The sequence below is a fragment of the Lachnospiraceae bacterium JLR.KK008 genome, assembly GCA_037015955.1.
Lineage (GTDB): Bacteria > Bacillota > Clostridia > Lachnospirales > Lachnospiraceae > VSOB01.
The window spans coordinates 564,642-590,632 of record CP143548.1 but is presented as its reverse complement, the minus strand read 5'-3'; the positions used below and the strand labels follow the sequence as shown (position 1 = coordinate 590,632).

At 50.2% G+C, this 25,991-nt stretch carries 20 protein-coding genes; 4 read left to right on the top strand and 16 right to left on the bottom strand.

Annotated features, from left to right (window positions below; all coding sequences use genetic code 11):
* Position 1: 1 nt before the first annotated feature.
* Together V1224_02880 and V1224_02875 are read right to left on the bottom strand one after the other, a co-directional pair.
* Positions 2-493, bottom strand: coding sequence for a DUF2752 domain-containing protein (locus V1224_02880; GenBank protein WWR16418.1), 492 nt, complete (start codon positions 491-493; stop codon positions 2-4).
* On the bottom strand, positions 490-1,149 hold the full coding sequence (locus V1224_02875; GenBank protein ID WWR16417.1) for a hypothetical protein: 660 nt from the start codon (positions 1,147-1,149) through the stop codon (positions 490-492). Before V1224_02875 ends, V1224_02880 begins: the two co-directional genes overlap by 4 nt.
* Before the next feature lie 153 nt (positions 1,150-1,302).
* Here V1224_02875 and V1224_02870 point away from each other — a divergent pair, with 153 nt between their 5' ends.
* The gene (locus V1224_02870) at positions 1,303-4,044 is read left to right on the top strand and encodes a cation-translocating P-type ATPase (GenBank protein ID WWR16416.1); all 2,742 of its coding nucleotides are present in this window, start codon (positions 1,303-1,305) and stop codon (positions 4,042-4,044) included.
* Here V1224_02870 and nrdG read toward each other — a convergent pair.
* Positions 4,010-4,543, bottom strand: coding sequence for an anaerobic ribonucleoside-triphosphate reductase activating protein (nrdG, locus tag V1224_02865; GenBank protein WWR16415.1), 534 nt, complete (start codon positions 4,541-4,543; stop codon positions 4,010-4,012). The genes V1224_02870 and nrdG overlap by 35 nt on opposite strands.
* 12 nt (positions 4,544-4,555) lie before the next feature.
* Positions 4,556-6,712 carry an anaerobic ribonucleoside-triphosphate reductase gene (gene nrdD / locus V1224_02860; GenBank protein ID WWR16414.1) on the bottom strand — a complete coding sequence of 719 codons (2,157 nt, stop codon included), beginning with the start codon at positions 6,710-6,712 and terminating at the stop codon, positions 4,556-4,558.
* Between the two features lie 130 nt (positions 6,713-6,842).
* Here nrdD and V1224_02855 point away from each other — a divergent pair, with 130 nt between their 5' ends.
* On the top strand, positions 6,843-7,469 hold the full coding sequence (locus tag V1224_02855) for a Crp/Fnr family transcriptional regulator (protein ID WWR16413.1): 627 nt from the start codon (positions 6,843-6,845) through the stop codon (positions 7,467-7,469).
* A gap of 205 nt (positions 7,470-7,674) precedes the next feature.
* Here the strand turns inward: V1224_02855 and V1224_02850 are convergent, their stop codons facing one another.
* From V1224_02850 to V1224_02815, 8 genes are all read right to left on the bottom strand, one after another.
* Positions 7,675-8,301: a hypothetical protein gene (locus V1224_02850; GenBank protein ID WWR16412.1), complete on the bottom strand. Its 627-nt coding sequence runs from the start codon at positions 8,299-8,301 to the stop codon at positions 7,675-7,677.
* Positions 8,302-8,344: 43 nt separating this feature from the next.
* Positions 8,345-9,253 (bottom strand): hypothetical protein, encoded by a 909-nt coding sequence (locus tag V1224_02845; GenBank protein WWR16411.1) that lies wholly within the window; start codon positions 9,251-9,253, stop codon positions 8,345-8,347.
* Between the two features lie 70 nt (positions 9,254-9,323).
* Positions 9,324-10,457 carry an aldo/keto reductase gene (locus V1224_02840; protein ID WWR16410.1) on the bottom strand — a complete coding sequence of 378 codons (1,134 nt, stop codon included), beginning with the start codon at positions 10,455-10,457 and terminating at the stop codon, positions 9,324-9,326.
* A gap of 151 nt (positions 10,458-10,608) precedes the next feature.
* Positions 10,609-12,609 (bottom strand): beta-galactosidase, encoded by a 2,001-nt coding sequence (locus V1224_02835; protein ID WWR16409.1) that lies wholly within the window; start codon positions 12,607-12,609, stop codon positions 10,609-10,611.
* A complete protein-coding gene (locus tag V1224_02830; GenBank protein ID WWR16408.1) occupies positions 12,606-13,556 on the bottom strand; it encodes an ABC transporter permease in 951 nt (316 codons plus the stop codon). The genes V1224_02835 and V1224_02830 overlap by 4 nt, the downstream gene beginning before the upstream one ends.
* Before the next feature lie 33 nt (positions 13,557-13,589).
* Complete coding sequence (locus tag V1224_02825) at positions 13,590-14,795, bottom strand: substrate-binding domain-containing protein (protein ID WWR16407.1); 1,206 nt, start codon at positions 14,793-14,795, stop codon at positions 13,590-13,592.
* A 20-nt stretch (positions 14,796-14,815) separates the two neighbouring features.
* A complete protein-coding gene (locus tag V1224_02820; GenBank protein WWR16406.1) occupies positions 14,816-15,769 on the bottom strand; it encodes an ABC transporter permease in 954 nt (317 codons plus the stop codon).
* A 15-nt stretch (positions 15,770-15,784) separates the two neighbouring features.
* A complete protein-coding gene (locus V1224_02815) occupies positions 15,785-17,287 on the bottom strand; it encodes a sugar ABC transporter ATP-binding protein (protein WWR16405.1) in 1,503 nt (500 codons plus the stop codon).
* 169 nt (positions 17,288-17,456) lie between these two features.
* Between V1224_02815 and V1224_02810 the strand changes: the two genes are divergently transcribed.
* The gene (locus tag V1224_02810; GenBank protein ID WWR16404.1) at positions 17,457-18,980 is read left to right on the top strand and encodes a response regulator; all 1,524 of its coding nucleotides are present in this window, start codon (positions 17,457-17,459) and stop codon (positions 18,978-18,980) included.
* Positions 18,977-20,776 (top strand): histidine kinase, encoded by a 1,800-nt coding sequence (locus V1224_02805; GenBank protein WWR16403.1) that lies wholly within the window; start codon positions 18,977-18,979, stop codon positions 20,774-20,776. The genes V1224_02810 and V1224_02805 overlap by 4 nt, the downstream gene beginning before the upstream one ends.
* Here the strand turns inward: V1224_02805 and V1224_02800 are convergent.
* The 4 genes from V1224_02800 to V1224_02785 all read right to left on the bottom strand — a co-directional run bounded on the left by V1224_02800 (position 20,773) and on the right by V1224_02785 (position 25,835).
* Entirely contained in the window at positions 20,773-22,899 is a 2,127-nt protein-coding gene (locus V1224_02800; GenBank protein ID WWR16402.1) for a glycoside hydrolase family 36 protein, read from the bottom strand. The genes V1224_02805 and V1224_02800 overlap by 4 nt on opposite strands.
* 44 nt (positions 22,900-22,943) lie before the next feature.
* Positions 22,944-23,885 carry a DMT family transporter gene (locus tag V1224_02795; GenBank protein WWR16401.1) on the bottom strand — a complete coding sequence of 314 codons (942 nt, stop codon included), beginning with the start codon at positions 23,883-23,885 and terminating at the stop codon, positions 22,944-22,946.
* A gap of 94 nt (positions 23,886-23,979) precedes the next feature.
* Entirely contained in the window at positions 23,980-25,326 is a 1,347-nt protein-coding gene (locus V1224_02790) for a hypothetical protein (protein WWR16400.1), read from the bottom strand.
* Positions 25,327-25,346: 20 nt separating this feature from the next.
* Positions 25,347-25,835 carry a sigma-70 family RNA polymerase sigma factor gene (locus tag V1224_02785; protein WWR16399.1) on the bottom strand — a complete coding sequence of 163 codons (489 nt, stop codon included), beginning with the start codon at positions 25,833-25,835 and terminating at the stop codon, positions 25,347-25,349.
* Positions 25,836-25,991: the final 156 nt, after the last annotated feature.

Here is a 25,991-nt window from a genome sequence, read left to right as displayed (position 1 = left end):
TTTATCGAAACAACCGAAAAAACGCAAGAACTTCCTGACGATATTCGGGGAAAAGCCGTTCGCACAGACTGCCGCCCGTATAGGACGCAGGCGGATAATCAGGAAACAGCCATAACATACGATAACCGTATAACACTAACGTGGCAGCCGCCACAATGCCCAGGCAGACCATAAAGCCCCTCGACACCCGGCGCCCTGCCACATAACGGCCGGCCAGAAACCAGAAGATCAGCGCCAGCCACAGCGCTGCCAGAGGATGGAGAGCAAAGGAACGTGCAAACTCTCCCCGCAGCAGAAACAGGACCGCCCTGTTCAGGCCGCAGCCCGGACAGGGCAGCCCCGTCACGATCACCATCGGACAAAACGCATGAAATATCAGTCTGGTAATCATACTATAGACGAGCAGACCCGCGATTGCAAAGCGATACTCTTTCAGGTCTGCAACAATCCTGCCCGGCATCTTTCTAATCTCTCTCCTGCTGATCCGATTCATTTTTTACTCTTAGACGACTCAGACACCTGCGCCGCATCTTCCGCTCCCAGATCCGTCACTGTCGACTCCGTCTCTTCCAGCTCCTGTGCCATCTCCCTTGTCTTTCTGTCCTTGGTGATCGCACGCAGAATGCGGTTCACATCTTCCGGCGAAAACATGCCGATCGCCTTTTGCAGCTCATCCAGATTATTCCTGTTTACTTTCAGACAGCCGCCGGCTTCCAGCGGGATCGTCAGCGTATTTTCCTTATCGCTCACATCTCCCAGACAGATACTGTTCGTCAGGGAGTCGCAGACAAAGACAACCCCGTTATATTCGATCACACCGTCTTTGGCCATATATCCATAAGGAACATCCGACACCTGATGAAGAGAATCCATCGCGCTTCCCTTGCCGGCAACGGCCGCCTCATAGGCCCGTACGGCTTCCGCCCGATCCCCTTCCTTCTCGAAACGAATCCGCTGCTCTTCTTTTATGTCCTCCAGTTGTTTATCCACGCTCTTCAGCGCCCGCTTCCACTCGGTCTGGGTAAAGGAAGAACCGCCGATCGCAATCGAGTCCTCCGTTTCTCCTCTTTTAATTTTGTTCATAATATCCGCCCGATATTGATGAAAAGAATCTGTCCAGCTTCCCTGTTCTATATTACTGTTTATCATTGTCATCCACCTCCTGTATCAGTTATCGGCTGATCACCGGATTTCTTAACCGTCATGTCATAAACGGCAACATATTTTGTCCCAACACGCCATATGCTTGTATAAAAAAATCCGCCTGCGGACTGGCCGCACGGCGGTACACAGGAGTGACCTATGTTTGAATCAAAAAGCATCAAAGAAACATGCACGATACTGAAAAGCGATATGCAAAAAGGCCTCACGGAAATGGAAGCAGGAAGGAGGCTGCGCACGGACGGAAAAAACGAGCTGCCCGCTGCCGGAAAAAAGAATCCGCTCGTCCGGTTTCTCGGACAGCTTCAGGACCCCCTGATCTATGTGCTGCTGGCTGCCGCCGCTATTTCTCTTCTGCTTGATGAGGTGAGCGATACCATCATCATATTGTTCGTCGTCATCATGAATGCACTGATCGGTCTTATCCAGGAGGGAAAAGCGCAGAGAGCGCTTGACTCCCTGAAGAAGCTGACCAGTCCTCATGCCGTCGTTATCCGGGACGGCAGAAAAGCGGAAATTCCAGCCTCCTCTCTCGTCATTGGCGATGTCGTTTGTCTGGAGGCTGGCTGTCAGGTTCCTGCCGATCTGCGCCTGATTGAATCGGAAAGCCTGAAAACGGAAGAATCCGCACTCACGGGAGAATCCGTCCCTGTAGAAAAAGACGCGGCGGCCTTTGTCCGTGTCAGAGAGAATGCCGGCCCGGAAATTCCTCTCGGAGACCGGCTCAATATGGCATATATGTCGACAATCGTCACATACGGAAGAGGAACGGGCATCGTCACAGCCACCGGAGTGAACACAGAGATCGGAAAGATCGCCTCCATGATCCAGGAAGCCCGGGAAGAGCTGACGCCTCTGCAAAAGCGTCTGGGAGAACTGGGAACCGTGCTGAGCATTCTCTCTCTGATTTTATGTGCCCTTCTCTTTCTGATCAGTGTCCTGCAGCACAGAAATCTCTTTGATATGCTCATTACCGCAATCTCTCTTGCCGTCGCCGCCGTGCCGGAGGGGCTGCCTGCCATTGTCACCATCTGTCTCGCGCTCAGTGTCACGCGCATGGTGCGCGTCCATACAATTATCCGCAGGCTGCCTTCCGTGGAGACGCTCGGCGCTGTCAGCGTAATCTGCTCCGACAAGACAGGAACGCTGACCCAAAACCGGATGCACGTCGTGACCTGCTTTTGTAACCAGAGCCTGATCTCAGCCGACGCATTACAGAAAAGAGACTGCCTGGAGTTTCTGACCGGCATGACTTTATGCAATGATGCCGTGCTGGAACCGGGGCAAAAGATCGGCGACCCCACGGAACTGGCTCTGCTTGAACTGGCAGACACACAAGGCCTCACGCGCACAGTGCTCGAACAGCGTATGCCACGCCTGCAGGAACTGCCCTTCGACTCGAACCGCAAAATGATGACGACCTTTCATCGTCTCGGCAGCGGAAGTGTCAGTTATACAAAAGGCGCCCCTGATGAAATTCTCAGAAAATGTACCAAGGTCCTTCTCTATGGCAAGCCCTGCCCGATCACTGCAGATCATCTGACAAAGATCAGGGAAAACCTGAAACTCATGTCATCGCAGGCGCTGCGCACTCTGGCGATCGCCATGAAAACAGATGGCCGCGGCCCGATGGAAACTGATCTCACCTTCGTCGGACTTGTCGGAATGCAGGACCCGGCCAGACCGGAGGCTGCCGCCGCAGTGCAGGCATGTCGCAGCGCCGGCGTAAGCACGGTCATGATCACCGGAGATCATATCGATACCGCATACGCCATCGCCAGGCAGCTCAACATCGTCCAGCACAGAAACCAGTGCCTGTCAGGCAGCGAAATATCACGGCTCTCTCCGGAGGCCTTTGTCAGACGGCTTGACACGGTCCGTGTCTTTGCCCGCATCTCGCCCGCACAGAAAGTACAGATCGTTAAAGGATTTCAGGCTAAAAATAACATCGTAGCCATGACCGGAGACGGCGTCAATGACGCCCCTTCTCTGAAAGCTGCCGATATTGGCATTGCCATGGGATTAAATGGTACCGATGTGGCCAAACAGGCGGCAGATGTGATCCTGACAGACGATAACTTTGCGACGATCGAAAAAGCGATCGAAGAAGGGCGCGGTGTTTATGAAAACATAAAGAAATCCGTCATCTTCCTGCTCTCCTCCAACCTGGGAGAGATCATGACGATGTTTCTGGCCGTGACGGCCGGGCTCGCCTCCCCACTGAAATCCAGCCATATTCTCTGGATCAATCTGATCACCGACTCACTGCCCGCACTTGCACTTGGTGTCGACGACAACGACGGTCAGGCGCTGATGCAGATGCCCCCGAGAAAGCATGGGGAAAGTCTGTTTGCCGGCGGCGCGCTGGCCTGTACCTGCTTCTATGGCATTCTCATAGCAGCGATCAGCCTGACCGCCTTTTTCACCTTTCCCTATACGATTCTGGCAAAGCGCGGACTTCCTGTGACGTTTTCTTATCTTGCCGCGCTGCTTGGACGGGAGGAAATCCGGATGCGCGCCCAGACATATGCATTCACCGTGCTCGGCATGTCTCAGCTGTTTCATGCCGTCGGTATGCGCAGCATCCATACCTCCGTCTTCCGTATGCACCATCTGCGCAATAAACTGATGCTTGCCGCCCTGGTCATCGGACTCGGCCTGCAATTTGCCGTGACAGAGATTCCTCTTTTTATCCGTGCATTCGGTACCGTACACCTGCTGCCGGTAGAGTGGGGATTCCTGCTCATACTGGCCGCTTTTCCGCTTCTCGCGCATGAGATTATGCTTCTGCTGCGGCCGGCAAATAAAAAAGAGGCTGCACAGGCGGCTGCGAAAGAGCGTACCTGTCTCACACCTGCTGCCGGTCACAGGACAGCTCCGTGACCCGGCCCAATCGCTCCGTCTCTCTCAGAGCGATAATACGCTGGTTTTCCGAACCGCGAAAACTGAGCATCTGATTTTTCTGTTCTCTGACAAATGGTCCGTCCACCATCACATCACAGAGTGAGAGAAACTCCTCTGTGACCTCGCAGGCGGCCGGACCGCCGGAGCGGAATTCCTCATACAGATAACCGCTGTAGACCCACACATCTTTTCCCGGCAGTTCTCTTCTGATCCGCCGAAGCAACGGCAGCAGCGCCCGCTGATTCACCGGCTCGCCGGGATCGCCGCCAAGCAGCGTCAAACCCTGAATATAGGCGGGGCGCAGCATCCCGATCACTGCTTCTTCCGTTTCCTCCGTATAGGGTTCACCGTACCGGAAATCCCAGGTGTCGGCGCTGAAGCACCCCTCGCACTTGTGCGTACAGCCGGAGACAAACAGAGATACCCGCACACCCGGTCCATTCTCAATGGAAAATGGCTTGATATTTCCGTAATACATGACTTCCCCTTCCTACAGATGCAGCACTCTCTCTCTGATCTCCTGTGTCCTGCCCTGATTCCAGAACTGCGTACCGATATAGCCACAGGTCCTTCTGGCCACATTCAGCGATTCCTGATTGCGGTTGCCGCAGTTCGGGCATTCCCACATCAGCTTGCCGTCGTCTTCCACAATCGCTATCTCTCCGTCAAAGCCACATTCCTGACAATAGTCGCTCTTCGTATTCAGCTCCGCATACATGATATTGTCATAAATAAACTGAATAACACTGATAACCGCCGGAATATTATTCTGCATATCCGGCACTTCCACATAGCTCACGGCGCCGCCCATAGACAACGCCTGAAACTCCGACTCAAATTTCAGCTTGGAAAAAGCGTCAATGTTTTCCGTTACATTTACATGATAGCTGTTCGTAATATATCCTTTATCCGTCACACCCTCTATGATGCCGAACCGCTGCTGCAGACACTTGGCAAACTTATACGTCGTGCTTTCGATCGGCGAACCGTAAATGCTAAAGCCGATGTTCGTCTCCTCGCGCCATCTGTCACAGGCCTTATTCATATACCGCATCACTTCCAGTGCAAACGGCTTTGCCTCCGGATCGGTATGGGATTTCCCTGTCATATATTTCACACATTCGCACAGTCCGGCGTAGCCGAGGGAGATCGTGGAATATCCTCCATATAACAGTCTGTCGATCGTCTCTCCCCTGTTCAGTCTTGCCAGCGCGCCATACTGCCACAGAATCGGCGCCGCGTCGGACAATGTCCCCTTCAGTCTGTTGTGCCGGCACATCAGTCCCTGATAGCACAGGTCGAGTCTTTCGTCAAATATTCTCCAGAATTTTTCCATATCGCCGCCGGAGGATAAGGCCACATCCACAAGATTGATCGTGACGACTCCCTGATTAAACCTGCCATAAAATTGATAGGTTCCCTTCTCGTCCTTCCAGGCCGAGAGCGCGCTGCGGCATCCCATCACCGGAAAACAGTTTCCCTCTTTCAATTCTTTCATGATCTTTTCGGAGATATAATCGGGAACCATCCGTTTCGCCGTGCATCTGGCTGCCAGCTCCGTCAGATAATAATACTGGCATCCTTCCCGGATATTATCTTCTTCCAGCACATAGATCAGCTTCGGAAACGCCGGCGTGATCCAGACACCCCGCTCATTTTTCACGCCCTGAATGCGCTGGCGCAATGTCTCCTCAATAATGAGCGCCAGATCATATTTTTCCCTCTCGTCTTTTGCCTCGTTGAGATACATAAATACGGTCAGAAACGGAGCCTGTCCATTTGTCGTCATCAGCGTGATGACCTGATACTGTATCGTCTGTACTCCTTTTTCGATCTCCTTTAACAGACGTTTTTCCACGATCCGGCTGATCACGTCCTCCGAAGGTGCGGCGCCTGTCAGCGCCATATCTTCCTCAACCTCTTTTCTGATCTTTTCCCTCGAGATCTGCACGAAGGGCGCCAGATGTGTCAGAGAAATGCTCTGTCCGCCATACTGGCTGCTCGCCACCTGGGCCACGATCTGCATGGCGATATTGCAGGCCGTGGAAAAGCTGTGCGGCTTGTCGATAAATGTCTCACTGATCACCGTCCCATTTTGCAGCATGTCCTCCAGGTTGACGAGATCACAGTTGTGCATATGCTGTGCAAAATAGTCAGAATCATGGAAATGGATCAGCCCCTCCCTGTCCGCTTTCACGATCTCCGGCGGAAGGAGCAGTCTCTTTGTCAGATCACGGCTCACCTCCCCGGCCATATAGTCTCTCTGTACACTGTTGATTACCGGGTCTTTATTGGAATTCTCCTGAAGCACTTCTTCGTTATTGCACTCAATCAGAGAAAGTATCCTGTCGTCCGTCGTATTGCTCTTTCTCACAAGAGAACGGGTATAGCGGTAGCGCACATAACACCTGGCCACATTGAACGCCCCCTGAGACATGATCTGGTTTTCCACCATATCCTGCATCTCTTCCACAGAGACTGCCCGATTCATTCTGCTGCATTTAAAATTTATGTATTCCGCGATCTCATTGATCTGCTCCTGCGTCAACTCCTGACGAATGGCCGCCTTATTTGCCTTTGAAATGGCCGCCTGAATCTTCTCGATATGAAAATCCACTTCCGAACCATTGCGTTTAATCACTTTCATAATGCCTCTCCTCCAACCCTTTCTCGTATCTCCTACTATAACACGATGTCTGCGCAAATACTGTTGCACAGCCCACACTTTTCATTTATAATACTAGATATAGTATTGTCGAATAAAGGAGTATCTATATATGGAATTCTCAAGCAGCCTTATCCTCAGTGATAAAACCGTACATTCCCTGCTGAAGTGGTTCGAGCCCAAAACAAAAGAATTGAAAAAAGGAGAGACAATCTTACAGAAAGATACCCCTGACAGCAGACTCCTGCTTCTCTTAAAAGGCACCTCCTATTTGTGCGTGGAAAATAAATATGGCGGCAGACAGCTTCTTGACTTCTTCTTTAAAGGCCAGATTCTGTTTCATGAGATGCTGCCTGCAGCGGACAGCGGACATTGTTATCTGTACGCAAAATACCCCTGCACTGTCGCCTGCCTCGATCGTCATGATCTGATGGCTTATCTGTACGGCAATCCTTCCTCCGGTCTGGCAGAGCTTCTTTTTGACCTGTTGTTTTCCATGACTGCCGCCAGAAACGAGCACTGCCACATTTTGCAGCAAAAGACGATCCGCGGTAAGCTGCTGGCTTTCCTGCACGAACAGGTGATCCGGCAGGAGAACACGCTCGTCCGCATTCCTGTCCCCTACTCCGATCTGGCAGACTATCTGGCCATAGACCGCAGCTCCCTGATGACAGAACTAAGCAGGATGCACGCAGACGGGGTAATTGAAAAGAGGGGGCGGGACATACGGGTGAACTGAAATAAACGCTCTTATACTGCTTGGAAACCCTCAGTGGACAAGGGGACATTTCGTAATGATATTTGCATCGAGAATTACCCCTCAAAATCAAAATCTGTGGAATACGCAGGAATTAGGTTGCTACAAATCCCGGCCATACAAAAACGCCGCCACAGAAAACATTCTCTGTGACGGCGTTCATTCCGTAATATTTCTCCATTATTATTTACTGTGCGCCGCTGCTCCAGTCTACGTCATAATTTTTCGAGAGTGAGAGTTTGACCAGCATTTTGTCAGAGTCAAAGCTGAGCGTATAGTCATAGTCCGGTCCATACTGTAACCACATATTATCGTCTCCTGTGAAATCCGGGAACATCTCTCCTGCTTTTTCTCTGGATATCTCGGTCACAGGCACGCCGTTAAACATGATCTTTTCCAGCTCGCTCTTATCTTCACTCTGGAAATAGAACTCCATGTATGCGATAACCGCGTCGCCCATCCGCACCGCTTTCTCATCGGTCACAAGCGAGATATGGGCAAACATATTATCCGTTATGGAAATCGAACCTCCGGAATAATAGGAATTCGGCTCCAGCTCCATCTCCGGATCAATCTCATACTCCGTAATGTTCATGTTCTCGTCTGCCTCGGACACAGTCAGTTTCAGCCCTTTGTCAAGCAATGCCTGAACCGTCGTCTCACCCAGCCGCACTTCTGTTCCATCGATCGTCACCGGATACAGTTCCTGCTGCGGCGTTGCCTCCGCTGCCTCTTCCTCCGCCGAGCTGCCGCAGCCTGTCAGAAAAGCTGCCAGCAAAAATGTCAGAAATAAATACTTGATTGCTTTTTTCATGTTACTCATTCTCCTTTTTGTCATTATTTATATTTGCTGTGGATTACTCCATCTCTGCCAAAAAATCCTGCGGAATCCAGATGCTATCCTCTCCAAATGGCCTGATCATCTTCACCTGTAATGTACTGCCATCCTCCGTGAAATGGATGTCCACTGTCGCCTCGCCGCTCTCCGTATCCGATAAAACCGTTGCTTCCACCTTGCCCGGATTGTCCAGCAGATTCAGCAGCCGGACCGCCGCCGTGTCCGGCTCAAACAGTTTCTCATAAGGTCCTCCGCTTTGCTTGTCACGACTGTCTTTTGCATTGTCATTGAGCGCCTGTCCGGCGTCATTGTACAGATAATCCATCCGGGTCCCATTGATGCCGGCCGGATAAGCGTTGGCATACTCTTCCCCCGTACAGATGGCATCCATCATGTACAGCTCTTCTTCCTCCACGACAATCCCGGCCTCCTCCATATGATAGGTCAGTGTCTCCCTCCATACGGTGACATGAGGATCGGAAACCCAGGCATAGTAAAGGATAACCGCTGTCGTATCCGTCTGTTCTGTGATCCGGTAATCGTCCGCGCCTCCCCAGGGCCAGGGACTGGACCAGCCGAATCCGCCGCCCTCCTCTATGATAAGCCCGTGCTCTCTGAAAGTATCTGTCACGCCCTGAGAACTCATGACCGCGATCGCTTCTCCGTCCCGGCTGGCAAAGGCTTCCGCCCAACCTTCCAGCGCAGTCACAGCATCCGACTGCTGACTGGCGTCATCGTCTGCCTCTGACTGCGGCTCCTCATCGTCTCCGGCATTGTCCGAATCAGCCTCCGATTCGGATGTGACTGCCGCTTCCGTCTCCGTCTCGTTTGCCGTACCGCTCCCACAGGCTGTGAGCAGCAGTGTCAGCAGCAAAAACCCACACAGCTTACCTGCCCGTTTCCCCACTGCGGGCATCTTTCCTCTCATTTGCCGTCACTCCCCTCGTCATCATTCATTCTCCGCTGAAGTTCACTGCTCGATCCCGTCAGCGTTGTCGTCATCCGTTCAGCTTAGCGGCAAAGTCAGACATGGCTTCTGATATTTTGATCTGCTGTGGGCATACTGCCTCACAGCTCCGACAGCCAACACAGGCCGCAGGCCGCTTGTCCTCCGGCATGACGCCGATTGCCATCGGCGCCAGAAAGCCTCCGCCGGTAAAGCAGTGCTCATTATACAGCGAAATCAGCTCCGGTATGGCAAGCCCCTGCGGACAATGGCTGACACAGTAATGGCAGGCCGTACAGGGCAGACTGCTCTGTTTGCACATCTCCTGTGCAATGCCAAGCAGTAAAGCCATCTCTTGCTCATCCAGCGGTTTTTCTGTCTCAAACGTTTCGATATTCTCCTGTAATTGTGTGAGGTCTGACATCCCGGAGAGAACCATCTTCACTTCCGGCAGACTCTGCAGAAACCGAAATGCCCAGGCAGCCGTCTTTTCGTCCGGTCTGCAGGCTTTCAGCTTTTTCTCATCTTCCTGCGCCAGAGAAGCCAGCCGTCCGCCGCGCAGCGGCTCCATAACCCAGACCGGAATCCCATATTCCTTTAACAGCTCTACCTTCCCTTTCGCATCCTGGAACGACCAGTCGAGCCAGTTAAGCTGAATCTGGCAAAACTCCATATCTTTTCCATATCTGTCAAGAAAACGTTTCATGACGGCATAACTTCCATGAGCGGAAAACCCGAGATGACGGATCCGGCCGTTTTCTTTCTGTTTCATCAGGTGGTCATAAATCCCATATTTCTCATCCAGATAGGCGTCGATATTCATCTCACATACGTTATGGAACAGATAGAAATCAAAATACTCCACACGGCATTTTTTTAACTGTTCTTCAAAGATCTTTTCCACCTGATCCATGTTAGCCAGATCATATCCGGGAAATTTCGTCGCCAGATAAAATGACTCCCGCGGATACTGCTGTAATATTTTGCCGATGACTGTTTCAGAGTTGCCACCGTGATACCCCCATGCGGTGTCATAATAATTGATCCCATGCGCCATCGCATAAGCGATCATTTCCGCGGTCTTTTCTTCGTCGATCCGGGCATCGTCCTTATCTATGACAGGCAGACGCATTGCACCCAGGCCAAGCGCAGACAGCTGCAGATTCTGGTACTCGTTACAGACCAATCCATACCCCTCCTTTTTCCCTGTAGAAATCCAATTTATGTATGATCCTAACGATCATTCGCTGCATATATTCTATCACAGGAAAAAAGAAGCGACAACTTAATTTTGCCGCTTCCTTTCGCTCTCTGCCGTGGCCGCAGCCACCCTGTCTTCAGGCCTTCCGAAACACTGCACTGGCAAAGCCGTCCAGCTCTGTACCTTCTCTGCCGGCCTTACAGCCGCCGCAGATCTCTCCCAGAAGCTCATAGCCTTCCATCCGCACCGTTTTTTTCCCGCTGCTGTGATTCAGAAGAATCCGGTACTCGCCGCCCTCCTTTGTCACGCATTCGATCTCTGTCGGCAGATCAGGCCGTTCCAATCTCTCTCTGTCACAGATCTTTCTCAGCGCTTTCTCCGTGTCTTCGAGTACGGCTCCGATATAGTACACCCTTCCTTCCTGCCAGGTATGGACTGCCGCCGCCGGATACTCCCGGCACTCTTCGCCCTGTCCGGCTTCATAGTAAGCAAGCGGCTCTGCCCCTTCCATACGCAGCGTTTCACACCACAGACGCGCGCTCATAAATGTCCGGCCACCCTGTCCGTCCGGCCACACGATCCGCTCTTTCTGCTCCTCGAGACTGTCAAACTCCTCCACGCAAACGCCTGCCAGCTCCCGGAATACACCGGGCTGCGTCTGCTGCGACATCTGGTTGTTTCTTTCTTTTCGGCCGCACAATGCTGTGAGGATGAGAATCCCGCCGTTCCTCACATAAGCCTCCAGCCTTTCCGCGATTCCCACATCTGTCATACAGGCATACGGAAATACGACCAGCGGATAAGAAGAGAAGTCGCTCTCTAACCCTCCCACATCCACTGAGAGATGCAGATTCATCAGTGCCTCATAATAGCCGATCACTTCCTCCTTGTACACAAAGTTTCTCGCATGAGGCTGGAACTCCAGACTGAATTTATTGTAATAGTCATACAGAACAAGTGCCTGCTTTTGCCCTTTCATACTGAGAACAGACTCATGGGCCTTGATTCCGGCAACGGCGGACTGCAGCTCCTCATAACGTCTGCCGGGCAGTCCGTCATGGTCGAGAATCCCATACCAGAACTGTTCCGCACCAAACAGGCAGCTACGCCAGCGGAAATAGACGAGTGCCTGTGCACCGCGCGCCGTCCCCTGAACGCTCCAAAGTGCAAGCTGTCCCCTTCTTGGCGTCCGCCCCAGCACATTCCAGCCACAGGGACCGCTCTGCTGTTCCAGAATCCAGAACGGTTTCCTGTCATCATATCCCCTTGTCAGATCATAATGGAAGCCGATCCTTCCCGGACTGTTCAGATCCCATTCTGACCGGGGATAAGCGTCATAGCCGGCCCCGTCCAGCAGCGCCGTCAGTTTATAGTTGTCACAGTACTCTGAGACAACATTATGTACGATCGGCTTGTCTGTCAGACTGCGCAGGACATCGCACTGTATCTTGGCAAATTCGATCAGAGAATCCGAAGAAAACTCTGCAAAGTCAAGAAGCAGTCCCGGATTGTGTCCGTTGCCCGTATAAGGATCAACCACAGTCTGCCTGGGCAGCACGATCTGTTCCCATTTTGTGTAGATCTGGCTCCAAAAGACAGTCCCCCATGCCTCGTTCAGAGCGTCCAGACTTTTATATTTTCGTTTCAGCCATTGGCTAAAAGTCTCCCTGCAGTCCTCACAATAGCAGCGGACTTCATCCTCACAGCCCAGTTCGTTATCAATCTGCCAGGCTATGACACGCTTGTCATCTTTATAGTGCTCTGCCATTGCCCGCACAATCTTTGCTGTCGCCCAGAGGTATCCTTTATGCCGGTAACAGTAATGTCTCCTGCTGCCAAATCCCCTGACCTGGCCGTCTCTGTCTTCCATATAAATATCCGGATACTTCTCGCACAGCCATGCGGGAGGGGTAGCGGTGGGCGTGCCAAGGATCGTGGAAATACCATGCTCCCACAAAAGGCCAATGGCCTCGTCATAGAGAGAGAAATCAAGTTTCCCTTCTTCTCTCTCCATGACGGACCATCCAAACTCGCCCATTCTCACCGTATTGATACCCATATCCCGCATCAGCCTGCAATCCGTCTCCCACCGTTTTCTGTCCCAGTGTTCCGGATAATAGGCTGCTCCGATTATCATATCACTTCCGCCTTTCTTTTTTTCAGAATCGACTGTTCTCTGCTGATACTGATCGCCATAAAGATCAGCATGAAACAACCTGTCACCACCTGCTGCAGCGTACCGGGAAGCCCCATGGCAATCAGTCCGGAATTGATCATCGTCATTGAAAACACTCCGAGGAAGATGCCAAGCATAATATCACAGTACCGTTCCAGATATTGCCCGATAAAGACACCCATGAACGGGGGAAATACCATCCCCATCGTATTCATGCCACCCTTGGGAGCGATCGCGCCGCCATAGCTGACTTGCAGCACGCCGGCGATCCCCACGAAAATACCGCCGATGACAAAACAGAGAAATCTTATTCTGATAGAGTTGATACCGATGCTCTTGGCCGTAGCCTCCCCATTTCCAACCGCGCGCACATTATAACCGAACTTTGTGTGATGATAGATCACATAGGCGAGCGCGTAAGTGAGAATGCCGGCAACAAAGATCCATGGGGATTTCCCGAGAAAGCTGATCTCCTGCGAGATCGTAATGCTCTCTCCCCCGTGATACAGCGACCCGATTGATTCATAGACAAGCATCATCCCGATCGTCACGATAATGGAAGGAATCTTAAAGACGGAGTACACCAGCCCCGTGATCGTTCCCAGCAAAACGGCCGTCAGTATCGTGGCAACGAGCAGTCCCGCAAATCCATAATTCTGAGCAAAGTTTGCCCCAAGCAGACCCGCCAGCACCAACTGGGCTCCCGCCGAGAAATCCCAAGTGTCGATGACAAGGTTCATACATAATCCAAATCCGATCACAGAGTTTATGACAGACTGCTGCAGCATAATCCGAATCCCTTCCGGTGTTCCAAACCGATCCGGCTGTCCGATAAAAAAGACCAGGAAAACAGCCAGCGGCATCGCAACAGGTATGATCATATTCTGAAGCCATTTTTTCTGTTTCATAAAATTCCTTCCTTCATCTTGTAATAATTCTCTTTATTCTCCGTGACGCTCCACAACATCGTCGACACTGTAGGCGTCTGCGATCCTGCGCAGCTCGTCGATCGTCATATCCGGGTTGAAGTATTTGACCATCGCCCGGATCTCTTCCTCATTGTAAGGGAAGGTATCGCCTTCCACGTAAGTATAATAATTTACGGCATCTTCTACGGATTCCAGGTTGACAAAGTTCAGATTCACGGTCTCACAAGTATCAGAGAGCGGCGTTCCCGCCAGCTTATTCACCATCAGCATATAGGAGAACAGCGGATCGACAAAATGGCCGCCGGAGATAGCATCAATCGCACCCTCGTCAATATATTTGTCCAGATCGGAGACAAAGTCAATACATGCCACCTTCACTTCACCTGTCTTTTCATGGAGCGCCAGCGCCTGGATCACGCCTTCAAGAATCGTATTGCTGCCGCCGATAACAAAGATACCGTCAAGCTCAGGGAAAGACGCGATAAAGTTCTCAACTGCCTTTGTCGTCTCCTCCGCGGTCAGCGTATTGTTTCTGACCTCGCTGATCCGGTTCATGCCAAACTCGGCACAGGCTTTGTCAAAACCACGGTCACGGGCATCTGCTGTCGCATCCCCTTTCTCCATTGTGATTACGGCAATGTTCTTGCAGCCTTTGTCATACAGTGATTTACCCATGCGGTAACCGATCTTCTCCTCGTCCTCACAGGTATTTCCAAGATAATAAGGGCAGCTTTCCACGATCTCTTTTACTTCCGGATCGGCAATGCTCCTCCAGATCAGCGTAAAGTATACCTCATTTTCCTCACAAATCTTTGCGATCTTCGGCAGAATATCATCACTGTAATTGCAGATTGCAACAGCGTCACAGTCTGCGGCAATCAGGTTTTCCGTCGCGGTAATCTGACTTTCCGGAGAGGAAATATTCGTATTATATACCATCTCGCAGCCAAGTACATCGGAGGCATAGTTCAGCATTTCCGCACTGGCTCTTCCAAGGTCATCGACCGTAGACCAGATGACGACACCGATCTTAAATTTTTCCGGGAGCTTGTCTCCCATCGCCTCCGCCACGGTAGCTTCTTCCCCGGCAGTCTCAGCCTGCTCCTCACTCTGCTGTCCTTCCTGCCCCGGCTCAGCTCCGCCGCTGCTTCCACAGCCCGCAAGCAGTCCCAAAGTCAGAGCCGCACACAATAACAACGAAATCACTTTTTTCTTCATACCCTGTTACCTCCCTTTTTTTATTTGATTAATTGGGTATTTTTCTTATCAAACGTAAGCCATACGGCGATCAGAAAGATTACGCCCTTGATGCCCTGCTGTAATTTCTCATTGATACTCCAGCAGGCAAAGCCGTTGACGAGTATGGCCAGCGTCAGACTGCCGATCACCGCGCACCTGATCTTAGACGTAGAGCCGCCGGACAATGGCATTCCTCCCAGAACAAGCGCGATCAGAACATCCGTCTCAAAAAAATTGCCGGTATTGGTAGCCGCACTTCCTGCCCGCACCATATTGAAAAATCCGCAGAGACCGCACATGGCGGCAGAGAGTGCATACCCGAAAATGCGCATCCGGTTCACCGGTACTCCGGACTGATAGGCGGCCGTCACACCAGAGCCGATCGCCTTGCACCATTTTCCGATCTTTGTATAGTTAAACGCGAAAGTCGCCGCCAGAATAACTGCGATAACGATAAACAGCTTCAATCCCGTGCTGTCCCAGTCATACAGTGCAAAAGGCACACTGACGGAACCGCCGCCGGAGATAAAGACCGTGAGTCCTCTCAGAATCATCAGCATACTGAGCGTGACGACAAATGAGGGAATCCGGCATTTCACATACAGAACGCCATTGATGATCCCAAAAAAGAGACCGATCAGCATTCCCGCCGGCAGCGCCAGAGGCGCACATACCTGTGACACCCACGCCGCGCATACCGCTGTGATTCCAACCATGGACCCCATGGAGAAATCCACGTCTCCCTGGGCGACGATAAAGGAACTGGCAACACTTCCCACCATCAATACAAACGACTGATTCAGAATCAGTTTCAAATTCCGGAAGGATAACAGCGTTCCGCCTGTTACGATCTGAAAAAAGACGATCACCAGTATCAGACTGATAAACGGAATGATCTCCCGTATCTTTCCTTCCGGAAGCATTCTTTTTTTATTTAATGCAAAATCGGACATATCGTTCTGCCTCCTCTAAATCATGTGCCGGATCACATCCGACTCAGCCAGTTTTTTATCCCGTGTAAACTCTTTCACCAGTCTTCCCTCTTTTAATATCAGAATCCGGTCACTCATACCGATCAATTCCGGCAATTCCTCCGAGATCATCAAAATGGATCTGCCGCTTTTTCTGTACTCATCCATCAGTTTATAAATAGCGGCTTTCACCCCGACATCGATCCCTCTCGTGGGACAATCCATGATCAGAATATCCGAATCATTGCCCAGCCACTTTGCCAGCGCCACTTTCTGCTTGTTACCGCCTGAGAGCTGTCCGCAGAGCTGCCGCAGAGAACTCATCTTGATCTGCAGTGTGTTACTCTGCTCTGTCGCCAGTTCTTTTTCGCTGGCCGGAGAGATAAAGCAGCCTTTCTTTATCTTGTCATAAGAGGGTAAACAGATATTGTCCTGTATATCGGACTGATTTAAGACGGATTCCTTGTCTCTGTTTTTGGACACATACCCCATCTTATGCCGGATCGCTATCCCCGGAGATTTCACACGCTCTCCATCCGCACAGAACACGACCTCCCCCTCATCCGGTCTTCCGATACCAAAGACGAGTTTTCCAAGATCGTGCATCCCGCTATCCGTAAGACCTCCAATCCCCAGTATCTCCCCCTCGTGAAGCTGAAAGGAAATATCTTTCAACGCCTGTTCCAGACACAGTCCTGAGACCGAAAGCACCGGTTTCCCCGGCCGGAATGCCTCATAATCGTTCCGGTAATAGTCATCCTCAATCTGACGGCCGACCATCAGGCGGCGCATCGTATCCGGCATGATATTTTCTTTTTGCAGGGTATCGATATAGACCCCATCACGCAGGATCGTCACCACATCGCAGTGTTCCGTCAGCTCATCCAGATCATGAGAGATAAAGATCACCACTTTCCCTTCATCGCGGAGCTTATTCATAATCTCATAAATGATCGTTCTGCCCTTTTGCGACAGCGCGGTCGTCGTCTCATCTACAATTAAGACCTGTACCGGATGATACATCGCTCTGGCGATCTCCACGATCTTCCTGTTCTCAAATGACTCCTCATCAATGCTGGCGCCGGCATCAATATCCGAAGCCCCAATATCATCCAGAGCTTTCTGTGCCGCCCTCGTCATCGCTTTCTTATCCACTATGCCAAATTTCGAAAACAGATTTTCCTGGCCGGCAAAGATATTGGCTGCCGTTGTGATTCCTCCAATCGTTCCCATCTCCTGAACGATCATACAGATCCCGCTTTTCTCTCCCTCTAAAATGCTGGCCGGACAATATTCCCTGCCATTTAAAAACATTTTCCCGCCGCTGGCAGGATAAATACCGCTGATCACGGAGGACAGCGTGGATTTGCCGGAGCCGTTTTCTCCGATCAGGCCATGAATCTTTCCCGGCATAAACGAGATGCTGACATCTTTTAAAGCCTGAACCGTCCCGAAATCTTTGCTGATATTCTGTACGGTAAGTATCGCTTCTTTTTCCATACTCTGACTCGCCCCCTTCTCTCTGACAAAGTATAACAGAGAAGAGAAGCCGGAATAATAATACAATCCCACTTTTTTGTTAGAATTTCGAGCATATCTTTTGCCCTCGGTTTACGGCGTCAGACCGGTATGCTAAAATAAAAAACACGACAACGGGGAGGGACATCTTATGCAGAAAAAAATACAGGTTATGCTTGTAGATGACGAATATCTGGCAATCGAAGACTTAAAAACACTGATAGACTGGAATGCGCTCGGCTTTGAGATCTGTGCAACTGCACGCTCCGGCAGACAGGCACTACACGCCTTTGAGTCCGCGCCCGCCGATCTCGTCATCACGGACATCAGTATGCCGGGGATGAACGGGATCACTCTCGTGGAACAGTTACAACAGAAAAACCCCAGGCTGCTGTTCCTTCTGCTGACGGCCTATGCGGAGATCAATTATATGAAAAGCGCCTTTCAGCTTGGCGTCGAGGACTATCTGATCAAAAATGAGATCACACCTGCTATCTTACAGGCAAAACTATATAAGATCCGTGAAAAGTATCTGGCTTCTCTCAGCCAGTCGTACTCTTTTCTACAAAAAAAACTGCGCAAATATTTCAGCGACAGCAGCTGTGCCGTTGCCAGAGACCTTCCAGAGATTTCTCATGGAAGTTTTTTGTACTGCATACTGGCCCCTGACATGATTCTCCCCTGGATAGAAGATCTGCTGATCAGTCAGAAATTTTCCATTCCCAGGATCATCGATACCGCCATGCCACTTGTGGAGACCTATCAATATCCGGGAATCGAAAATTACTGCTCTGTTTCCGCCTACAATAACAAGATCATCATTCTCCTGCGAATGTCGGAGAATATTTCCACAAGCAGCCTGTTAGAAAAAATGCAGCATTTTTCCGACTCTCTGGTACAGGAACTCTGGCGGCAGTGCGCGCTCTCCTTTTCTGCTTTTTACAGCTACATTCCCATGGATCTGGAGAGGATACACGAAGACTTTTTTTCGAAACAGAGGGCGGTACGAGCCAGATATTTTCTTGGTGGCCGCCTGCGGGAATCTCTTGATTCTCCCCGGCTTTTTATTCACAATGAAAAGATTGCTCTCACCGAAGATGATCTCAAAAATGCTTTTGAGAAGGCACAGCCAAATCTTATCGAGCTGATCGAAGAGATGTTTGACACCGTGATCGCCGGACACAATTATCACGGGCTTTCCCTCCTTGTCAACGTCTGTTTTTCCTTTCTGTCAAAGAGAATGGAAAACCCGCTCTCCCTGGAAGATGCGGATCTGACTGACATTGCTCATATCAGAGCATTTATCATACAGGCAGTGAAAGAACTATACGAAAATCATAATCCCGACCTGCCCTATGAAGTGAAACGGGCGATCCAATATATTGAGGATCATTTCAGTGAAGAATCGTTATCGATTCAGGAGATCGCCGAGGAGATCGGTCTTTCCTCCACGCATCTCTCCCGTGTATTTAAGACTGCCACAGGCGATACTGTCTGGGATTATCTGACAAAACTGCGTATCCGCAAAGCATGCCGGATCTTACGCACTTCAAACGCCAAAATATACGAGGTTGCCGAAATGACCGGATATGCTTCCCCGCAATATTTCAGTCAGGTGTTTTATAAGCAGATCGGCGTAAAACCGTTGGACTACAGAAAGAAGGAACGTACATGAAACTGATATTGTCAAGGCAAAATGGAGGGAAGATCGGCCGGAAACTGCGCAGCAGTACATTAAGGCTGGTCATAATCACGCTGCTTGTCACTGCCCTGCCTATGATCGGTCTGTTCTCCTTCAACTATTTAAAAGACAGTATCACCCGTTTGAATACGATCTCCGGGCAGATCATTCAGCAGCTTGATCTGAACACCTCCAATGTCATCACTTCCTGCAGTCAGATTCCAAACGATCATACGCTCCTGTCGCTTTTGAAAAACAAAGATACCAGACAGAACAGAGCTCATATCGAAAACCGTCTGATGGAACTGTGTGGCAACGGCTCCGGCATCAAAAGCATTATCCTGAACTGTGATGGCGGTATCTATCATTCAGTCTTTATCAGCGATTCCCAAATGCGGGAAATCCTTGACTCTCCCTGGTATCTCAATCTGAAAGAGCTCAAATATCTGCGTTATTTTTCTGCTCCAGATAAAACAGACGGGACATTTCATTACAGTATGCGGCTGGATGACAGTTCTTACCTGACGGGAGAGATGATCGTAACACTGCGCGCAGATGACCTGGACCAGATTCTGAACAGCGCCAATAAAACATTTGACCACTACATCTGGATCGATAACCAGAACAATCCACTGATTGATCACGCCTTTGATCAGAAGGACTATCTGTTTGAGACGCTTGCCGGCGACCGGAAAAACTCTTTCTATGACGAGTATATCTTTTATAATCAAAAGGGAATCTTCATCGCCCATTACAGCGATATTACGAGATGGAAATTTATCGCCTTTGTACCATACAGCGAACTGTTGATTCCTTTTCTGCCGACTTTTTTCGTGCTGCTCCTGTCCATCGCTTTCATTATGCTGCTCTCCGGCGCCATTCTCAAACCGCTGATCCAGAATATTGTTTCTCCCCTGGAATTGCTCTCCGAACATATGCGGGATTTTTCCTATGAGGATGCCAGCCCGGTCGACATCCATACCGGCGATGAGATCGAAGCGCTGAGCGATGCCTTCAATGAGATGTCTCTGGAACTGAAAAAACATGTGGAAATGCTGCTCGCAAAGCAGCAGAACGAGCAGAAACTGGAATATGGCCTGCGCATATCCCAGATCAATCCGCATTTTATCTATAACACGATGAATACGATCAATTATCTGGCGAGAAAAAACCGTACCGAAGACATTGTCGTTATCAATAACGCCCTGATTCATATTATGAAAGACAGCCTGCGCATCAATGAAACTTCCGTTTTCGATACGGTAGACACAGAGCTGAAAGTAACCGAACAGTATTTAAAGATTCAGGAATACCGCTACGAAGAACAGATCAAGATCATCTGGGATATTGACCCGGATGCCCGCAGACAGATGATTCCAAAGCATATTTTACAACCGCTCGTCGAAAATGCCATCATTCACGGATTTCTGGAAAATGAACTGGAAAGTTTCGATCAGGAAATGCCTTTTATCAGGATACGGATCTGTCTGATCCGTCAGAAAACACAGATTTGTCTGGAAGTTGAGGACAATGGTGTCGGCATCGATCTCGATAACTACGAAAAGATCTGTAAGGAATCCAAAGAGTTTGATGCCTCCAGTGAATACAGCCGCGGACAGCACATTGGCATCGCCAACATTCGTTGGCGGCTTTCCTATCTGCTGAAAGAAGAGCAGGAATTTAAGATCGTTCCCCGCTCTCCTCACGGCACCATTGTTACGCTTATCCTGCCTGCCGGGCAGACCGGCTTTTGGTTCGAGAATTCCGCTCTGCCCGAAACATGTTATTAGTCGACTCGCAGAAAGCATCCCATGTTCTGCCTGGGCAGAGTGATCCGGAACCGGTCATTTTCACCCGGGACCAACTGGATCTTTGCCTCGCTTGCCGATGGATATAAAATTCTCACATGGGAAAGAGGCGTTTCCATGGGTATGACTATCGTCTCTTTCTCCGTATTGCGCCGGATTACTGTGAGATAACTGCCTGTCTCTCCTTTTAAGCCAAAGCAGAGCCACCCGCAGTCAAATGCGTGCAGGCCAAGCGGCCAGCAAGGCGTCATCTTCGGTATCTCACTGCGTATTTCTTTATAGCAGTCGATGGCTTCCCTCACGAGAGCAAATCTCTCCTCCGACAGCTCCGCCAGATGGCCACCCAGACAGATACGGAAAGGCATGGCAGATACCATATTCATGACAGTCTCATCCATATCTCCTTCCCTTCTCGGATATGCCCAGATACCGGCCTGCTCCGGAAGCACCGCGCTGGCGCAGTTGGCGGCAATCATCGCCATGATTCGATAGTCCTCCTGATCGCTGACCGACTGAATATCCATACGGGACAGAAGTGCGTAGTCCATGCGCAGCCCGCCGCTCCCACAGTTTTCCCATATCACATGAGGATATTTTTTCATCTCCTGCTCCAGCCAGCTTAAATAAGCTCTGTTATGCGCAAGCAGTCCGTCTCCCGGACTATCGCTGTCATAGTCCGTTCCCCAGCAGAGACAGAGATTATAATCGATCTTCAGGTAAGACAACCGATACGTTTCGACAACTCTTTTGACAATAGCGGAAGCATGTTTGCGCACCTGTGGATTGCGATAATCCAGATGATAACGACCGCTGTCCACAACCGGCTTCCCATGCATTGTAAAAATCCAGTCAGACGGCAGGCTGTCCGCTCTCTCATTATCAATACCAAAGGCTTCCAGTTCAAGCCACAACCCGGGTTTCATGCCACAGGCACGAATCTCATCCATCACTTCACACAGGCCTCCCGGGTATCTCTCCTCACACTCTTCAAATGTGCCAAACGTATACTGCCAGTCTCCTGTATCATACCAGCCACAGTCCACCACGAAGATCTCGCAGCCTGCCTGCGCCGCCCTTTTAATATAAGGCCGCAGAAGTTCCGTTGTGGAGTCTCCCATCAGACAGTTCATGTAATCATTAAAGATAACCGGAAGCGCTTCCACTCTCTTCTTTTTCCTGCGGTATGCAGTGAGAGCTGTCAAACCTTCCTCCGGCCTGCCGTGATAAAAGCCGACGGCTGCCGGTACCGTAGTAAAAGAATCCCCCGGCGCCAGTTTCTTCTGCCAATAGCCGCTTTCCATCGTCGGTCCGGAAAGCAGCAAATAGACCCACTGGTCATATTTTTTGTCAAGAAATGACTCTCTGTAGTCATGAAGCGCTGCCCCCGTCTCAAAAAACCACGCCCCGCTGCTTTCTATCTGCCAGACAATGCTCTCATTATCTTTCAGATTGTAGACTGCGCCCATCGGCAGATATTCTCCACTCGAAAATCCGCTGTGATTACCGAGAAAAAACCGGTCATAACTGAGATTGCCATAGGGAATGACCCCACATTCCCCCAGACTTTTGTGCACCCATCGGCACTCTTCCGACCAGGTATTGCAGGCATAATAGATCTGCAGATCTTCTTTACACCCATGCGTGCCTTCCTCATACATAGTCACATTGCCATAGCAGAACGAAGTAACGCCATACAGCCATACGTCTTCCTCTCCCTCATTTTCAACACAGGTTTCACAGGAAAAGACCGGCAGTCCGTCATAAAAATGATAGGTTGTTCTCACGAGAAGGCTTTCTCCCCTCTGACGTATCGTCAGTCTGTTCTTCGTCATCTCATGGCCGACATAACACAATTTTGTCTGCGGAATATCATAAAAGTTTTTCGCTCCCCGGAAGGAAGTATGTCTCCCCCCGGCTTTCTGGATCTCCACGACCCGTGCCGCATCATGTCCCCGTCTGGCGTCCGTTTCCTCCCCGTCTCCCCAGATCCCCCCGGGCTGCCAGTTCCCCCGGGCCGACGATGCTTTCAGCAGTTTTGCTTCCTGCCCTGCCTCCAGACAAAAACACAGATACAGATTGTCTCTCTCCACTTCCACATATCCCATAAATCACTTCCCTTTCTCCTGTCATCAGGAATCCATTTTATCGCTTACTCTGCCGGCTGTCGTCTCTGATCTGCAGCACCGGCCGCCGTCAGAAAGGCTCCTGCCAGTATTAACATGCCGCAGAAGATATTTTCTGCCTGTGGAAATTTTCTGAGCAGTAAAAATTCAAAGACAAGCGCCCACGCCGCATAAGTGATATTCAGTGTCATTGCCAGTGAAGGACCTACATTACGGATTGCGTTGTAATAACAGAGATAAGATACGGTTCCAAAAAACGCTGCGATCAATATGACCGGAAGCACTCCGGAAATCTCCGGTGAAAGCACAAACCTGAATCCTTTGAGTACATTCAGGACGACAACTCCATAGAATAATGCGGAAGTGCTCTGGCGGATCATCAGCGCCTGTTCATTGTCGACATTCACATCTTTCATACCCCAGGCACAGATCACCACTTCCAGCGCCCACCCCGTCACACACAAAAGCGCACAGCCAAACCCCAGTACGAAATGTTCCGGCTGCTGTCCTTTTGTGAGAATACCGAGCAGCATCATACCGCTGAGAGAAAGGGCAAAGCCTGCCATCTGCTTTTTTTTCAGATGTTCTTTTAAGAAGATCCGGGAAAGGAACGCACCCAGTGCAGGATACAGCGCCGAGATTGCTGCCGTATAAGAGGGTCCGAGAAACCTGACCGCAGACACATAGCCGGTCATCCCCACAGGCCCGCCCAGAAGAGCGCCTAAAATAATAAATTTGCCGCTTCTTGTGCCAAGCGCCCTGCGTACCTTTACAAATCCTTTTTTTAACGATGTATACACCAGCATCCACAAACAGGAGCTGAGATCATGGAGAAAAGTACTGACAAAAGGCGCCAGAAAAACAGCTTCCTCTGTGCCATAAAAGACGGCCTGGCTCAGAGCTATTCCTATCACCACCGTATCCAGTGCCCAGAATATGCCCGCTGCCAGGCCGCTTACCTTCCCCATCTTTTTCCCTCCTCCTGCTTCTTATCTCTGATATTTATCTCTTTCAGAATAAAAAATTATGGAGAAAAAAACAATGGAATAATCTGTGATTTTGTTAAAAATCCTGCGTAACGCTTGTTTTAAATACAGCTCTCTCTTCTAACACCTCCTGAAAGCTCTTTCCTTCAGCCTCTCCGGAAACGGCATAACCTTTGATCTCATTCATATATTCCGTATAGTCACAGATATAAATCGTAATTTGAGAAATATCGTGTCCTTCGATTGGCAGTACATAAGCGCCGTCATTTGCACTTTCCATCCAGTTCCCGTCGGCGTCCAGCACGACTGCAAAAATATCTGCTCCCACAATGTTCACCGTCATCTCCACCGATGACAGTTCAATACTTTCCACACCGATTCCCTGTCCGTTGATCTCATTGACCTCGATTCTCTGAGAGCCTTTGTCTTTTTGCATAATCGTCACTTCGTAGTCCCAGCTTCCCTCCTGATGCCAGTGCTCGTAATCATTCGGGAATTGATCCCATTCCGGCGGCAGCGACTTCATATAGCTTTCCCAGTCCTCATCCGACATCTGCGCCAGCTCCTCATCACTCTTCATACCTTCCGGCCGTGTGGGTTCCTCCAGGTATCCTATGATCTGTGTGATCTTCAGACCCATCCCGAACGTATCGGGAATCTCATAGTAGTCCATAAACTCGTGCAGATTTTCCTCTGTCAAAGCAGGGAGCGCTGCAGACCCATTCTCCGCACAATATTGTTCATATTTGCTGTAATCGGCATTAATATCCGAATAGTCAATCCGCATAATACCGATAAACGTATGCGAATCCTCGAACTTTCCTTCCACTGTCCGCATATTATTTTCCAGCGTGTCCTCACGGAACGAATAGGTTTCCGAAGTCATAAACTGCAGCTCCGTTCTGCCATCCTCATACGCCATTATCTCAGGGAAACCCTCATCCTTTTCCATACGCACACCGATGTAGACCGCCTGATTGGAAGCGTATTCTTCGGTCAATGTGACGGTCAGGCTCCCGTCTTTTACCTGATAAACATTTTGGTTTTCCAGCTCACCGTCTTTCGAAGTTCCTGACAGCCTTTCCTCATCCTGCACCGGAAATACGATCGTATCCTCCTCCGGCAGCGCCCCGAAGGAAAACACTTCCGCCAGCTTTCCGAAAATATTGCCAAATATCGGTATCTCCCTGGCCAGTACCGGATTCATGGTGCAGAACATAACCATCAGCAGGAAAGCCGCCGCCATACTGCCTGCTCCGATCAGCACCCGCCTGCGGACACGCTTTTTATGTTTTTCTTCCCTGCGCTCTGTCTTTCGCAGCTTCGCGTATGTCTCATTGATGCGGGCATCGATCACTTTGTTCCTGCCAAACTCCGCTCCCAAAATCTCTTGCCATTCTTTTTCCAAACTGTATCTGCTCATATCGCTACCTCCTGCCTTGCCTAAACTTCCGCCCGAAGCTGCTCTTTCCCCCTGTGCAGCCTGCTCTTTACCGTATTCTCTTTCATCTCCAGTACCTCGGCGATCTCCCTTGTCGTAAACCGTTCCCCATAATATAGCTGAAAGATCGTCCGGCTGTCCTCCGGCAGACTGCATAATAATTGCAGGAATTCCATTTCTGCCGTCTGTCTGTCACAGACTCCCATGTCTCTGACTTCTTCCAGGCTCACCCTGTTTTTGTTCTTCCGATACATCCTCGTACAATTATTAATCAAAATCCGCACAAGCCAAGTCTTAAAATATTCTTCCCGCCTCAGTTCCCTGATGTGTTCGAATGCGTCCAGTATCGTATCCTGTATCGCATCAGCAACATCCTCATCGTTACCCAAATATCCAAGTGCAACTCTTCTGAGCGCCATTTTATTCTCTTCGATCAGGGCGATAAACGCCTCCGCATCTCCTCTCTGCGCTTTTTTCACTAACCTGTCCATCTTGATCCTCCCTCTCTCCTATGTATTGACTCTACTGCAGTCCGGGGTAAAGCTCATCGGCTTACAGATATTAGATACGGATTTTATGATTTTCGTTGCATGGGGCTGCACATAAAAAACAGACACAGAATTCCTTCTGCGCCTGTAGGCATGTTA

What these genes read in the sequence shown, in the direction of transcription:
- V1224_02880 (WWR16418.1), bottom strand. Translation starts at nt 493, where the DNA reads ATGAATCGGATCAGCAGGAGAGAGATTAGAAAGATGCCGGGCAGGATT.
- V1224_02875 (WWR16417.1), bottom strand. Translation starts at nt 1,149, where the DNA reads ATGATAAACAGTAATATAGAACAGGGAAGCTGGACAGATTCTTTTCAT.
- V1224_02870 (WWR16416.1), top strand. Translation starts at nt 1,303, where the DNA reads ATGTTTGAATCAAAAAGCATCAAAGAAACATGCACGATACTGAAAAGC.
- nrdG (WWR16415.1), bottom strand. Translation starts at nt 4,543, where the DNA reads ATGTATTACGGAAATATCAAGCCATTTTCCATTGAGAATGGACCGGGT.
- nrdD (WWR16414.1), bottom strand. Translation starts at nt 6,712, where the DNA reads ATGAAAGTGATTAAACGCAATGGTTCGGAAGTGGATTTTCATATCGAG.
- V1224_02855 (WWR16413.1), top strand. Translation starts at nt 6,843, where the DNA reads ATGGAATTCTCAAGCAGCCTTATCCTCAGTGATAAAACCGTACATTCC.
- V1224_02850 (WWR16412.1), bottom strand. Translation starts at nt 8,301, where the DNA reads ATGAAAAAAGCAATCAAGTATTTATTTCTGACATTTTTGCTGGCAGCT.
- V1224_02845 (WWR16411.1), bottom strand. Translation starts at nt 9,253, where the DNA reads ATGAGAGGAAAGATGCCCGCAGTGGGGAAACGGGCAGGTAAGCTGTGT.
- V1224_02835 (WWR16409.1), bottom strand. Translation starts at nt 12,609, where the DNA reads ATGATAATCGGAGCAGCCTATTATCCGGAACACTGGGACAGAAAACGG.
- V1224_02830 (WWR16408.1), bottom strand. Translation starts at nt 13,556, where the DNA reads ATGAAACAGAAAAAATGGCTTCAGAATATGATCATACCTGTTGCGATG.
- V1224_02825 (WWR16407.1), bottom strand. Translation starts at nt 14,795, where the DNA reads ATGAAGAAAAAAGTGATTTCGTTGTTATTGTGTGCGGCTCTGACTTTG.
- V1224_02820 (WWR16406.1), bottom strand. Translation starts at nt 15,769, where the DNA reads ATGTCCGATTTTGCATTAAATAAAAAAAGAATGCTTCCGGAAGGAAAG.
- V1224_02815 (WWR16405.1), bottom strand. Translation starts at nt 17,287, where the DNA reads ATGGAAAAAGAAGCGATACTTACCGTACAGAATATCAGCAAAGATTTC.
- V1224_02810 (WWR16404.1), top strand. Translation starts at nt 17,457, where the DNA reads ATGCAGAAAAAAATACAGGTTATGCTTGTAGATGACGAATATCTGGCA.
- V1224_02805 (WWR16403.1), top strand. Translation starts at nt 18,977, where the DNA reads ATGAAACTGATATTGTCAAGGCAAAATGGAGGGAAGATCGGCCGGAAA.
- V1224_02800 (WWR16402.1), bottom strand. Translation starts at nt 22,899, where the DNA reads ATGGGATATGTGGAAGTGGAGAGAGACAATCTGTATCTGTGTTTTTGT.
- V1224_02795 (WWR16401.1), bottom strand. Translation starts at nt 23,885, where the DNA reads ATGGGGAAGGTAAGCGGCCTGGCAGCGGGCATATTCTGGGCACTGGAT.
- V1224_02790 (WWR16400.1), bottom strand. Translation starts at nt 25,326, where the DNA reads ATGAGCAGATACAGTTTGGAAAAAGAATGGCAAGAGATTTTGGGAGCG.
- V1224_02785 (WWR16399.1), bottom strand. Translation starts at nt 25,835, where the DNA reads ATGGACAGGTTAGTGAAAAAAGCGCAGAGAGGAGATGCGGAGGCGTTT.